At 36.3% G+C, this 13,447-nt stretch carries 14 protein-coding genes; 5 read left to right on the plus strand and 9 right to left on the minus strand.

All coding sequences use genetic code 11. The features are described 5' to 3' along the window. Positions 1–65 precede the first annotated feature (65 nt). Positions 66–1,148 (minus strand): mannose-1-phosphate guanylyltransferase, encoded by a 1,083-nt coding sequence (locus NZ519_06370; GenBank protein ID MCS7028376.1) that lies wholly within the window; start codon positions 1,146–1,148, stop codon positions 66–68. Between the two features lie 90 nt (positions 1,149–1,238). On the opposite strand from NZ519_06370, the gene lpxB reads away from it, so the two are divergent. Next, complete coding sequence (gene lpxB / locus NZ519_06375) at positions 1,239–2,363, plus strand: lipid-A-disaccharide synthase (protein MCS7028377.1); 1,125 nt, start codon at positions 1,239–1,241, stop codon at positions 2,361–2,363. 13 nt (positions 2,364–2,376) lie between these two features. Here the strand turns inward: lpxB and NZ519_06380 are convergent, their stop codons facing one another. Further along, complete coding sequence (locus tag NZ519_06380; protein ID MCS7028378.1) at positions 2,377–3,591, minus strand: PP2C family protein-serine/threonine phosphatase; 1,215 nt, start codon at positions 3,589–3,591, stop codon at positions 2,377–2,379. 62 nt (positions 3,592–3,653) lie between these two features. On the opposite strand from NZ519_06380, the gene NZ519_06385 reads away from it, so the two are divergent. Next, positions 3,654–4,646, plus strand: a complete 993-nt coding sequence (locus NZ519_06385; protein ID MCS7028379.1) for a stage II sporulation protein M — start codon at positions 3,654–3,656, stop codon at positions 4,644–4,646. Here NZ519_06385 and NZ519_06390 read toward each other — a convergent pair. After that, on the minus strand, positions 4,624–5,526 hold the full coding sequence (locus NZ519_06390) for a DUF58 domain-containing protein (GenBank protein ID MCS7028380.1): 903 nt from the start codon (positions 5,524–5,526) through the stop codon (positions 4,624–4,626). The two genes, NZ519_06385 and NZ519_06390, sit on opposite strands and share 23 nt — an antisense overlap. Before the next feature lie 70 nt (positions 5,527–5,596). On the opposite strand from NZ519_06390, the gene NZ519_06395 reads away from it, so the two are divergent. Next, a complete protein-coding gene (locus NZ519_06395; protein ID MCS7028381.1) occupies positions 5,597–6,415 on the plus strand; it encodes a hypothetical protein in 819 nt (272 codons plus the stop codon). A gap of 65 nt (positions 6,416–6,480) precedes the next feature. On the opposite strand, the gene NZ519_06400 is transcribed toward NZ519_06395, so the two are convergent. Then, positions 6,481–6,912, minus strand: a complete 432-nt coding sequence (locus tag NZ519_06400) for a MarR family winged helix-turn-helix transcriptional regulator (protein ID MCS7028382.1) — start codon at positions 6,910–6,912, stop codon at positions 6,481–6,483. Between the two features lie 329 nt (positions 6,913–7,241). Between NZ519_06400 and NZ519_06405 the strand changes: the two genes are divergently transcribed. Further along, positions 7,242–8,261 (plus strand): Gfo/Idh/MocA family oxidoreductase, encoded by a 1,020-nt coding sequence (locus NZ519_06405; GenBank protein MCS7028383.1) that lies wholly within the window; start codon positions 7,242–7,244, stop codon positions 8,259–8,261. Between the two features lie 51 nt (positions 8,262–8,312). Here the strand turns inward: NZ519_06405 and NZ519_06410 are convergent, their stop codons facing one another. Together NZ519_06410 and bshA are read right to left on the minus strand one after the other, a co-directional pair. Further along, positions 8,313–8,657, minus strand: coding sequence for a hypothetical protein (locus tag NZ519_06410; GenBank protein MCS7028384.1), 345 nt, complete (start codon positions 8,655–8,657; stop codon positions 8,313–8,315). 55 nt (positions 8,658–8,712) lie between these two features. Further along, positions 8,713–9,864 carry an N-acetyl-alpha-D-glucosaminyl L-malate synthase BshA gene (gene bshA / locus NZ519_06415; GenBank protein ID MCS7028385.1) on the minus strand — a complete coding sequence of 384 codons (1,152 nt, stop codon included), beginning with the start codon at positions 9,862–9,864 and terminating at the stop codon, positions 8,713–8,715. A 112-nt stretch (positions 9,865–9,976) separates the two neighbouring features. Between bshA and NZ519_06420 the strand changes: the two genes are divergently transcribed. Further along, entirely contained in the window at positions 9,977–12,142 is a 2,166-nt protein-coding gene (locus NZ519_06420; protein MCS7028386.1) for a S9 family peptidase, read from the plus strand. Positions 12,143–12,220: 78 nt separating this feature from the next. Here NZ519_06420 and NZ519_06425 read toward each other — a convergent pair whose 3' ends face one another. The 3 genes from NZ519_06425 to NZ519_06435 form a co-directional block, all read right to left on the minus strand. After that, positions 12,221–12,508, minus strand: a complete 288-nt coding sequence (locus NZ519_06425) for a hypothetical protein (GenBank protein ID MCS7028387.1) — start codon at positions 12,506–12,508, stop codon at positions 12,221–12,223. Between the two features lie 2 nt (positions 12,509–12,510). Next, complete coding sequence (locus NZ519_06430) at positions 12,511–13,146, minus strand: hypothetical protein (GenBank protein MCS7028388.1); 636 nt, start codon at positions 13,144–13,146, stop codon at positions 12,511–12,513. 34 nt (positions 13,147–13,180) lie between these two features. Next, on the minus strand, positions 13,181–13,447 hold a 267-nt coding region (locus NZ519_06435), incomplete at its 5' end, for a hypothetical protein (GenBank protein ID MCS7028389.1).

Below are 13,447 nucleotides of genomic sequence, written 5' to 3' on the forward strand. Positions count from 1 at the left end.
GAAGCGTAGTGCGGAATGCCCCGACCCTTGCGTCAGCAAGGGGCACGCCCAAAAAATAAACAAAATTAAATATAGTCCGTTTTGTTCAAAGATTTAAGATCATTGACAATGTGTCTTATGTGTTGCTCCGCAGATTTTGGACATATCAATATCGCATTGTCATATTCTATAACTAACATGTCTTTCAGCCCTTCTACGACTATCAGTCTTTCTTTACGGTTAGTGCATACTAACGTGTTTTGCGTATTGTACAGCATCACATTTCCTATCACTGTGTTTTTTTGACTATCTTGGGGAAGGTGTTCATGCAAAGCGTTCCAAGTACCTAAATCACTCCAACCAAAGTCCACAGGAATTACATACACATTATCCGCATGCTCCATGATGCCATTATCAATCGAGATGTTCAAACAGTGTTGATAAACATCATATATAAGTTGAGGTTCTAATTGCGTTCCTAATTTGTGGGATATACTTTCAAAACTGCTATGCATTTCAGGAAGGTACTGTTTGAAGGCTTGTAACCAAGTAGATACACTTGCGATAAAAATTCCACTATTCCATAAAAAGTCTCCTGATTGAACAAATGTTTTGGCTAATTCTATGTTAGGTTTTTCGGTAAAGGTTTTTACTTTGAAGGCTCCCTCATTGCTTTGTTTTTGAATATATTGTATGTAACCATATCCTGTATTGGGATGAGTGGGCTGTATGCCCATTGTAATTAAGTAAGGTTTTTTTTCAGCCAATTCTAGGGCTTTAATAATAGTTTGTGCGTACTTTTGTTCGTTAGTAATGAGGTGGTCAGCAGGGCAAATGACAACATTTGCATCAGGATTTTTTTTGTTAATCTTGAACAGACCATAAGCTGCGCAAGGTGCTGTGTTTCTACCAAAAGGTTCTAATAAAATTTGTTCTTTGGGAATCTGGGGAATTTGTTGGGTTACTAAATCCAAGTAGCTGCGATGAGTAACAATGTAAATGTTAGAAAGAGAAGTATGAAGTTGAACACGTTCAAAAGTTTGCTGTAAAAGCGTTTTACCTATATTGAGTATGTCTAAAAATTGTTTGGGGTGGTGATTTCTGCTCATGGGCCAAAAACGGCTACCTATGCCCCCTGCCATTAGAATACAGTACGAGTTAGCATTCATTTATGCGCAAAAGTACACTTTATAAGAAAATAAAAGAAAAAATAATCTGTCATACAGGACTTAGTTGTACAAACCTTGTACTTTTGTATTATGAAAATAGCCATTATTGCAGGGGAGGCATCGGGAGATTTACACGGTAGCAACCTTATGCGCGCTATGCGTACTTTACACAATGACCTTCATTTTGTAGGCATAGGTGGGGATAAGATGATTGCTCAAGGTTTAGAACCTATTCGGCATATTACTCAAACTAATTTTATGGGGTTTTGGGAAGTAGCTAAAAACATAAAAACTATTCAAAAAATGATACAGGACACTCAACAAATGTTGCTTAAACATCGCCCTGATGCTATTATCTTAATTGACTATCCAGGATTTAACTTACGTATGGCTAAATTTGCTTATCAACATGGTATAAAAGTTTTGTACTACATCAGCCCACAGTTATGGGCATGGAAAAAAGGTAGAATTAAAATTATCCAAAAATATGTCCATAAAATGTACGTTATTTTTCCATTTGAAAAAGAGTTTTACAAAAGAGAAGCAAATATTGAGGTGGAATTTGTAGGTCATCCTCTTTTAGATGCTTTGTGTGAATTTGAAGTTAATCCAAATTTTAGGCAAGAGTATCAACTTTCCCAAAAGCCTATTGTAGCTATTTTGCCTGGTAGCCGCAAACAAGAAATAAAAAACATGCTGCCTACGCTTTTGAGTATAGTAAGTAAATTTCCAGAATATCAGTTTGTAATTGCTGCCGCTAACACTGTGGATAAAAACTATATCCAAGAATTTGTGTCTCCAACCTTGAATGTGCCTGTTATACAAGGTCAAACGTACCAAGTTTTAGCGCATGCATACATAGCAATCGTCAAATCAGGGACCTCTACTTTAGAAACGGCTTTATTTAATGTGCCCGAAGTAGTTGTGTACAAAGGAAGTTGGCTTTCCTATCAAATTGGTAAACGCTTAATTAACAAAAAAATGATAAAGTATATTTCTATCGTCAATCTTATCATGGATAAAGCTGTTGTACCTGAATTGATACAAAAAGAATGTAACACAACAAACTTAATTCAAGCCCTGCACAAGCTAACTGATAGTTCATACAGAGCAAAAATGCAAAATGATTTTTTGGAACTACGAAAAAAGCTTGGTCAGGCAGGCGCGTCGCAAAGGTGTGCGCTGTCTATGCTACAAGAGATAACTAAAAAATAATGGCTTTACACTTTTACACCTGAATACAACAAACTAATAAGGTTGCATCATCGTTAGGTTTGCATTCATTTTGAAAATTATTCCAATCTGCCAATATGGTTTGTTTGAGTAATTCAGGATTATTCGGACCATTGTAGTTTTTGACTACGGTTATTAAGTTTTCTATCTCATACATTTTTTGTTGAGTGTTGAGCGCTTCGCTAATTCCATCTGTGTAAAGTACCAAAAAGCTAGATTCTTGTAATTTTTCTCTACCTGTTTGAATGGTAAGTTCTGTAAAAGAACCTAAAACAGTAGTTCCTTTTTGTAGAAGTTTAATTTTTTTTCCCATTTTGAGTATGGGATAAGGATGCCCACAATTGATGTAGTAAAGTTCTTTTTTACGTAAATCTAGTTTAGCAATAAACAAGCTCAAAAAACGCTCATGGTTGCTAAGCTCTATGATAAGTCTATTTAAGTTTTTTACAATGTTAGAAAGCGAAGCATGAGCAGTAATGAAAGACCGCAAGATAGCTTGTAAGTTAGCCATCATAATCGCCGCAGAAATGCCTTTTCCTGCTACGTCCGCAATAATAATGTAGTACTCATGCTCTGTATAAGCAACAACATCATAAAAATCACCACTTACATAAATATAAGGCTGATTAAAAGCAGATATGGCTAACGTAGAAGTGTTAGGTAGGAATCTGGGCAATATATTCTTTTGGATACTACCTGCTACTCGTAGTTCTCTTTTAAGAGCTTCTTGTTCAATTTGTTGAGTGATTAACTCTTTCAGTGCTAATTTTGAAAGGAGTATATTAAACAAAGTTTTGACAAAAGTAAGATTGCTTTCTTTCAAATGTGTGGGAATATCTTTTTGAGAAACAAATATTGCAGCATCATGTTCCGTAGCGTTAGAAAGAGTAATTAAGTTTTCTGCATTTAAAAAGGCTTGCAAAGACGATAAATTTAGATGGCTTGAAGTAAAATTCTCTATTTCTTGTTTGTCCTTGTTAAATCCGTAGATAATCGGACAAGTCCATTTTTGGTTTTGTTTGAGAATAAGACAAACTTTTTCTACTCCGAAGTATGCTCTCAAGCAGAGCTCAAAGATACGAACTAACTGCTCGGGACTTTCTTTGATTACTTTTTGGTTAAGCATCTGTACCATTTCTAACAGCGTGTCCAGCTGCTGCTTTTTCAGAGATAGCTCCTGTGCAAGGTCAGTAGAATTATCTACAAGCATTGGTACAAAGCTATAAAATAAAATGACAAATACACTCATAAAATTGATATTTTTGTACAACCATGAATTTTGTTCAATTTTTAGAAAAGCGCAGAGCAGATTGGATTAAATTAGAGGAACTCACTCAAAAAGCTAATTCCAGAATTGAACTGAATGAAGTTGAAATTCAAGAGCTGACACACTTGTACCGTGCTACTACCGCAGATTATGCATACGCCGTAGCTAACTTTCCCAATGAGCGCATTACATTGTATTTAGGTCGCTTAATTAGTGAGGCTCACGGAGTTATTTATCAAATCCCAAGATTAAGTTGGTTCAAGATTAAGCAGTTTTTTTTATACTCGGGTCCGCAATTGTTTAGAATATACAGAGTTTATTTATGGATATCTGGGGCTATTTTTATGGTATTTGCGGCGTTAGGTTTTTGGGCATGTACATTTAATAAAAACTACGAAAAACGCATTTTAACTGCTGAATATGTTCAAATGACAGAAAAAAATATCAAAAATAAAAAGCCTTTTAATGTATATGCAGACAATTACAAGCTTTCAACCTTTGCCCAAATCATGTTTAATAATATTGCTGTACTTTTGAAAGGTTTCATTTTAGGTTTGACAGCTTGCTTAGGGACACTGTACCTTTTAATACATAATGCAATTATGATAGGATGCTTTTTTCATATTTTTTACAGACATGGGATTATTACAGACTTTTGGTTTACTATAATGGTACATGGCACGATTGAACTGACAATGGTTGTCTTTGGTTGTGGAATTGGGTTCATGTTAGGTTGGAAAGTGTTGTTTCCTGGGACTTATACGCGCAGAGATATATTTCGCAAACATGGATTTGATGCTATAAAAATGGCTGTTATTTGTGCCTTTTGGTTAGTAATAGCAGGTTTTTTAGAATCTTTTGTAACGGGCTTATTTGCAAAAGGTTTAGTGGAATATCGCCCTTTTTCGGGAGCTATTATACTGCTTTCTGCGGTAGGAATGTACTTTTATTTTGGAAGACTAAGTAGAAAAAGTCTTAGCCCCACTTGGTTCGTTTGACTAAAAAACGGCGTAGCACGTTTTCGAAAGGTTCTGCTATGTCTATTGAATTAAAATCAATTTGATACTCACCACATTTATACATTAACTTTTGCTTGTACTCTTGTATAGCAGCCCTGTAAGCCTCTTTAACTTGGTTAGTTTGTACTTTTATTTCCTGACCTGTTTCAATATCCTTAAAGATAATTTGACCTGTGTGAAATTCAAAGTCCAGTTCCGTTTTTTTATCTAATACATGAAAGATAACTACGTCATGCTTATTGTGTTTAAGATGTTTTAATGCAGTAAAAAGCTCTGTACCTTGACTTACATTGTCAAATAGATCAGAAATAATAACTACCATTGCACGGCGATGTATTTTTTCTGCAATTTGGTGCAAAACTGCACTAGCGTGAGTACGTACTTCATGCGCCGACATTTGCAAAGCTTGGTCTATTTTTAGGAATAGATTGCGTAAATGAGTATAAGTGGATTTTTGATAAGTATGAAAGACAATTTCTTGGTCAAATAATGTTAACCCAACCGCATCTCTTTGCCTGACTAATAAATACATTAGACTAGCAGCTAAATAAGCACTGTACCGAAGTTTATTTCGCTCACCTTTGGGATAACGCATAGAACGACTGATGTCTAAAACTACTTGGCAACGTAGATTAGTTTCTTCTTCAAATTTTTTAACAAACAGCTTTTCTGTGCGACCATATACTTTCCAATCAATATTTTTAGTGCTTTCACCTGTGTTGTAAAGCCTGTGTTCGGCAAATTCCACAGAAAAACCATGATAAGGACTTTTATGCAAACCTGTAATAAATCCTTCTACAATTTGACGAGCAATAATCTCAATGTTAGTTAAGTGTTGTACGTCTTCTAAATGTATCATTTATCGCAAAGTTAAAGATTAGTTTCAATCCTTACTTTTGAAACTCAATTTATTTGTATAACTTTGCATTATGCCCAGAGGTATTATTCTTGTCCTATTATGTTTAGAATTTTACGTAAAAGTATGCTTGGGACAAGTAGGTGCGGTTATTAGTGTATGTGCAGGTACAGGATGCGGTACAGGATGCCAAATAGGTAGTGATTATTGTACTTATCAGTTTTTCAAAATGATTTTAGATTATGAAAGAAGGGCTTTTGACAAAAAAAGAAATGAAGGTATAAACCGAATAATCTCTCTAGAAACACAACTTTTATTAGGGGGAATCGCTAGCAACCAAAGCCCAAGATTTACTCTGCAGCCCCGTGCTAGATTTAATATTGGTCTTTTTGCTATGGACTTTCGCTATAAAGCTATGTACAGTGAATGGGCTACCTTTACAGACTACAGAAATAGTAACGGGTTTTGGGACTCTTACAAAACATACGATTGGCAAATTATCTCGTTTAACTTTTTGAATACTAAAAGAATTCGCTTACAAACAGGGTTAGGTGTAGTGATAGATGAAAGAAATAGTAAAAGAGATTCCTTGGGGGCTATAACGGTCATCTATAATGCTAAAAGTACCAAAAGCTTCTTTGAGGTAGCTATTGGGGCAAATTATTATTTTGACGATGAAGATACTAAAAGAATATTTGTGGAAATTCGTAACTCTCCGCAACTTACTCGCTTATACAGCCAAAGAACAGAAATAAGTGCTTCATACTATCAAGCTTTGTACAATGGTCCAGGATTGATGATAGTTGGTATTGCTAATGCTACTTACGCAAAATATTTTGAAAATGCACATTTGTACCTTTTACAGCTTGGAGTAGGTTTTAATATCATGTAAAAAACAAAGAGAAGGGAGTTTTTATTTCTCCCTTCTCTGCAAAAAGTGCGTGATGAGCAAAAAGATTATTTTTTATTCGCAATCATATCTAGTAGCTCTAATAAAGTGGCTCTGTCTTTGCTACTAAGGTTACCTAGCATTTCATCCATAATTTTAGTGTAGCTTTGTTCGTAGTTTTTTACCAAGTTAAGAGCTTTGTCTGTGGCTACTAAATAGATAGTACGGCGGTTTTCAGGCTTACGTCTACGATTGACATAACCTGCTATTTCCATTCTATCTACAACAAAGGTCATTTGAGAGGGCATAATATTGAACTTCAAAGCAGTTTGAGTGATGGGCTGCTCCCCTTCTTTTAGTAAGTAGTCTAAAATAGCTACCTCATTGTACTTGAACCCGGTTTCTTGCTCAAACACTTCTTCTTGTTTTTCCACAGCACTGATTAAGTGCTTAACAAAACGAATAAACGTTTTAGTCGGATTATTTACGCTGCTGTTCATAAGTTGTACTTTTAGTTTTATATAATTTTACACTACGTGAAGCAAACGCTCTGCAAATATATAGATTTTCTTTTTGCAAAACAAATTTTTTTTAAATATGCTTTGAAATTTATGATGCAGGACAATGTCTAGCATATATAGTTAGACAGTCGTACGTTAATATAAAACTACTTTTTAAACTTAAACATATCTACAAGGAAAATACAAAAATAGTTTCAATGTACATTTTAGTCTAATAAAAAAGTAAGTTTATATCTCAAAATAAAAAGTTACGTACTGTTAGTTTGCAAAGATAAGAGATAATTTTTAATACTTTTGCAAGCACACTTATGAAAAACGTAGTAAATTTTGCTATCATTGGTTGTGGTTATATTGGAAATCGGCATGCAGAAAGTATTACTGCCCATCCCGAAGCTAAGTTGGTAGCCTGTACAGATATCAACACTACTCTAAAAACCGAGATAGAAACAAAATATAAAGTTCCCTTTTTTGAAAGTGCAGAGGATATGTTAAACGCAGGTTTAGACATAGATGTAGTTTGTGTGTGTACACCAAATGGACTTCATACTCTACACTCAATACTCGCTTTGAACTACAAAAAACATGTAGTTTGCGAAAAACCTATGGGGCTTACTAAAAAATCTTGTGAGGAAGTAATTTACAAGGCTCTACAAGTGCACAAGCAAGTATTTTGTGTTATGCAGAATAGGTATAGTCCTCCTGCGGTGTGGCTTAAATCAGTGGTTCAGCAGGGGATATTAGGCAAAATCTATATGGTTCAAATCAACTGCTATTGGAATAGAGATGACAGGTACTATAAAAAAGGTTCTTGGAAAGGTTCAAAAGAACTAGATGGCGGTGTGCTATACACACAGTTCAGTCATTTTATTGATATTATGTACTGGCTATTCGGTGATATAACGAACATTCAAGCGCATTTTAAGAACTTTGCTCATCAGCATAATACAGAATTAGAGGATGATTCCGGGGTGGTTCAGTTTGAGTTTATCAATGGTGGAATAGGGTCTATCAACTATTCTACAGCAGTTTGGGATAAGAACATGGAGAGCAGTATTACTATTATTGGTGAGCGGGGAAGTATTAAAGTAGGAGGGCAATATATGGAAAAAGTCGAGTACTGCCATATTAAAGATTATGTTATGCCTGTGTTACCTCCCAGCAATCCACCTAATGATTATGGGTCTTACAAAGGTAGTGCTGCCAACCACAGCTTTGTCATTGATAATGTAATAAAAACTATACAAGGTTTAGCGCAGCCCACTACTAATGCGTTAGAAGGGCTTAAAGTGGTAGAAATTATAGAGCGGATTTACCAACTACGTAAATGAATGTTAAAAGTTGGGGTTGTATTGCATATAATTTGATTTGATGAACTAAGTTTATTTTTTTGGGCGTGCCCCTTGCTGACGCAAGGGTCGGGGCATTCCGCACTGCGCTTCGCTTCGGTACTTCGCTAACGCTTCGTACTGCCTAACGGCATGCTCCATGCCCCTCACGCAAATGACATAAGCAGTTATGTCTTTACCTTGTTTAAGCTTGAAGTACAACCACTTACAAGCTAAAGCCTTGCATAAATTACAGAGAAACGAGGGTTTCAGAGATCCCTTGCGTGAGGCATGCGAAGGGCGTGCGTCAGCACGGTGCGCAGCGAAGCGAAGCACCGAAGCGTGAGCGTAGCCCGAAGCACGCCGACCTTGTGGGCATGAGCGCAGCGAAATGCCCACAAGGGCACGCCCAAAAAAATAATTCAAAATTCATTGATAATAAAAAATTCGTTCCCTACAAATTCGAACACGCCACTTTCTCTAATACACTTTCATACAACCTTTCGTAATGCACGACAATTTTTTCTTTGTCAAAAACTAACGCCCTTTGATATGCATTCTTACTAAATGCTTGATGTAAAGCAGGATTCTGTAAAATTTCTAAACTCCTTTGCGCTAACTGCTCAATATCATGCTCCTGAATAAGATAACCTGTTTCACCATGTTGGACTAATTCAGGTATTCCACCGATGCGCGTAGCTACCACAGGTACACCACAAGCCATTGCTTCCAAAGCTGCAAGTCCAAAACTTTCCGCACTAGAAGGCAGCAAGAATAAATCACTGATAGACAAAATGTCTTCAATAGCATCTTGCTTACCTAAAAAACGAATATCCCCACAGTTTCCTAACTCTCTGCACAAGTGCTCTATATTCGTTCTTTCAGGTCCATCGCCAATAAGTAAAAGCTTGGCTGGCATCTGCTTACGAATAAGGTCAAAAGCTCGAACAATGTCATCCACATTTTTGACCTTTCTAAAATTTGACGAATGGGTAATAATAGGTTCATTATGCGGTGCAATGGCTTTTTTGAAATGGTCTAACTTCTTACGGTAAAACCGCTTTGTATCCACAAAATTGTAAATGACTTCAATAGGTTTAGTTTGAGTGTGAGGAAAGTTTTGGTAAGTACTTTGCTTCAAGAAATGAGAAACAGCAGTTACACTATCAGACTGTAAAATGCTAAACGTAACTACAGGTTCTACGGAAGCATCACGACCTACTATGGTGATATCAGTGCCGTGCAAAGTGGTAATAAAAGGAATGTATATCCCAATACTTTTGAGAATTTGCTGCGCGATATAAGCACAAGCAGCATGAGGTATAGCATAATGCACGTGCAAAATGTCTAATTTTTGAAATTTTACTACGTCTACAATCCTGCTAGAAAGGGCAGTTTCGTAGGGTTTGTAGTCAAAAAGTGGATAAGCATTTACATTGACCTCATGGTAATAAATGTGCGTACAAAAAAAGTCTTCTAAGCGTACAGGTCTGTCGTAGGTAATAAAATGAACTTCATGCCCTTTTTCGGCTAAAGCCTTACCCAGTTCAGTGGCTACTACTCCGCTGCCCCCATAAGTAGGATAACAAACAATACCTACTTTCATAACTTGCTAAACATGCTTTTAGTTTGAATAGTTGCGATGAAGTAAAATTAAATGTTTATTCATTGCTTAGCAATACATTTTTCAAAAAGTAGTTTGTTATTACCTTTGTGGTATGAGAAAAAAAACATGTACTCTGTTTGTTTTGGCATGTTTAGTAGTGCAAAGCACCTTCTCACAAAATGGGAATAAAGAAGTAACCTTAGAAGAAGTGTGGTTGAAATACACCTTCGTTCAAAAACGCCCAAATAACCTCAACTGGATGAAAAACAGTAAGTATTACACAGATTTATTAGAAGGTGGAATAATTGCTAAATATGAAGTTACAACAGGAAATAAGGTAGAAGATGTGTATAAAAACGAAGCCATGCTACAAATTGAGAACTACACGTTCAACAATGATGAAAGTAAAATTTTAGTAGGTACTCAATCGGAGCGTATTTATCGGCGTTCTATGAAATATAATTTTTACATCATAGACCTCAAAACTCAAAAAGCTACGCCTTTATCTAAAAATGGCAAGCAAATGCACGCTACTTTTTCGCCTGATGGTCAAATGGTAGCTTTTGTTAGAGAGAACAATCTGTACATCAAAGACTTGACCGATGATAAAGAAATTCAAGTTACCAAAGATGGCAAAAAAAATGAAATTATCAACGGAAGTGCTGACTGGGTTTATGAAGAGGAGTTCAGTATGTCCAAAGCTTTTGAATGGTCAAATGATGGGCAAAAAATTGCTTTTATCCGTTTTGATGAGCGCAAAGTGAAAGAGTTTTCAATGACAATATGGGGCAAACTTTATCCCGAAGAGTACAAATTCAAATACCCTAAAGCAGGAGAAAACAATTCTGAAGTATCGGTATGGGTGTATGATGTCAAGTCCAAAAAACTAACTCAAATAGATACAGGTAAAGAAACAGATATCTACATTCCTCGCATATATTGGACAAAAGATAATCAAGTTGCTTTTTTACGCTTGAATCGCCTTCAAAATGAGATTAATTTATACATTGCCAATCCTAAAACAGGTAAATCTACATTGCTTTTACAAGAAAAAGCAGACACTTATATAGACCTTAACAGCACAGACTTTTTACACTTTTTAGATAATGGCAAAGAGTTCATTTGGGCTTCGGAGCGAGATGGCTATATCCAATTGTATTTATATGACATGCAAGGTAATCTTATACGCAGAATAACCGACAACAAAGGGGATATTACTCAACTTGCATTTGTAGATGAAAAAAGAAAGTGGATATATTACATTTCTGCTGAAGTAAGTCCATTAGAAAGACATTTGTTTAGAATAGACTTTGAAGGCAAAAATAAAGTCCAACTTTCTATGCAAGCAGGCACGCACAGTGTTAATGTGAGTAGAGATGGTCAGTATTACATTTTAATGCATAGTGCTGTGGACAGTCCTTTAAGAGCCACTTTGCACACTTCGGAGGGTGCGGTGGTTCGTGTATTAGAAGACAATGAAGAGCTGCGTAAGCGTTTGCAAGAATACAGTTTTTCATTAAAAGAGTTCTTTACCTTTACTACTACGCAAAATGTACAACTCAATGGATGGATGATAAAACCTAAAAATTTTGACATATCCAAAAAATATCCTGTCATTATGTTTGTTTATGGTGGACCAGGCAATCAAACTGTGGAAAACTTGTATGACGGTTTTGACTTTTTTTGGTATCAAACTTTGGTGCAGAGGGGCTATGTAGTCGTATCTGTGGACAACCGAGGTACAGATGGGCGAGGAAGTGCTTTCAAAAAAGCCACTTACAAAAATTTAGGCAAATTAGAGTGCGAAGACCAAATAGAAGTAGCCAAGTATTTAGCTAATCAATCTTGGGTAGATAGCAGGCGTATAGGAATATGGGGCTGGAGTTTTGGAGGATACTTAACTTCATTATGCATGACTAAGGGAGCAGACTATTTCAAAGCAGGTATTGCTGTGGCACCTGTAACTAATTGGCGCTATTATGATACCATTTATACAGAACGCTTTTTACAAACGCCCCAACTCAATCCCGCGGGATATGATGAAAATTCTCCTATTACTCACGCAAGTAAGATGAAAGGCAAATACCTCATCATTCACGGTACAGCAGATGACAATGTTCATTTTCAAAACGCAATGGACTTTATAGATGCACTGATTAAAGCAAATGTGCAGTTTGAAAGTTTTTGTTATCCCAATCGGAATCATGGAATTTATGGCGGTAATACTCGTTACCATCTTTACAAAATGATGACCAATTTTTGGTTAAGGAATCTTTGATTAGATTATTTTGGGCGTGCCCTTGTGGGCATTCGCTTGCGCTCATGCCCACAAGGGGCACGCCCAAAAAAACCTACCTCATTCCCATTGTGCATCAATAGCTACCACTCCACTGCTGTTGATGCTTATTTTTTTTACAGTGGCGCCGTCATTTTCCAAGCCTTTTTTAATAGCCAAACGTATGTACGGAAAACTCTGTTCATCTAATAGCATTCTGCTGACCATTATGCCCGTTGTGGGAGCATGCTTCCAGTGCCCCGCACCTGTAAGCATAAGTAAATGCAAATTCTGCTCGTTGGCGTTTCCAAGTACAAAATCGCCGTTTTCTATACGCAATTCACTGTTTGAGTTAATCAATATATCCATAACTAATGTTTTACCTTGTTGTTTTCTATGTTCATATACGTAGGTAATACCTTACCTGCCAAAGCGGCTGACAAAGCAGCTTGTAAAGCACTAGGACTACCGTTGCCAGGTTCGGCAATCGGCGTGCCTTGCAAGACGGTCATAATCGCTTGTAAAATTTGGTTAATCTTGTCTAATTCGTTTTTAAGTTCCTCTATCTTAATCAAACCGCCAAAGCTACCTTCATTGAACACAATACCGTTCTTATCCATCTGTATTTGTATGTTTTCGGTTTTAAGTACTATTTTATCTACAGCACTGTAACCTATCACTGTATAGTCGTTTAGGTCAAGCTCGGTGATAATCACTTGGCTATTTTGGGCAGGAATGAGGATAAAACCTTCGCTATTTTCTACTTCTAGCACGGCTTTTAATCTTGCCACAACAGGCACGTCTGAACCACTTTGAGCAGTGATAGTATAATTGTCATGTATCTGCAACACAGTTGCAGTAAAAGTTTTAATTGCTTTGATATGCGTTCCTGCTATTATCTGAATGGCTTTTCGTATTTTTTCGCTCATAATACTTGCGTAGTTTAGAAAATGGTTGTATATTTGCAACAAGATTTGGCTACCAAAGAAACTCGTGGGTTGTTCCACGGAACGAAATTGTTGGTAGCCACATTTATTTGTGTTATTTAGGGGGATTTTGTGAAACAGAATAAAACCTTATCCTATTGCTTCTCTGGTCTTCTTTGTACAGCTTGAATATGAAATAAAAATTTGCACCATCTATATTTTTGAATGAGGAAATCTGATAATACTTTACAGTCTGAACAAAGTTCTTGTCATCTTCTTTTGGATTCACGTCTGCGACAAATGTAAGGTGCTTTTGTATTATATCTACGAGATGTTCGCACATCAGGTTTTTAATATTGTAGTGGTTATGAGGCTGATTAAG

It is taken from the genome of Bacteroidia bacterium (assembly GCA_025056095.1).
Classification (GTDB): Bacteria; Bacteroidota; Bacteroidia; order JANWVE01; family JANWVE01; genus JANWVE01.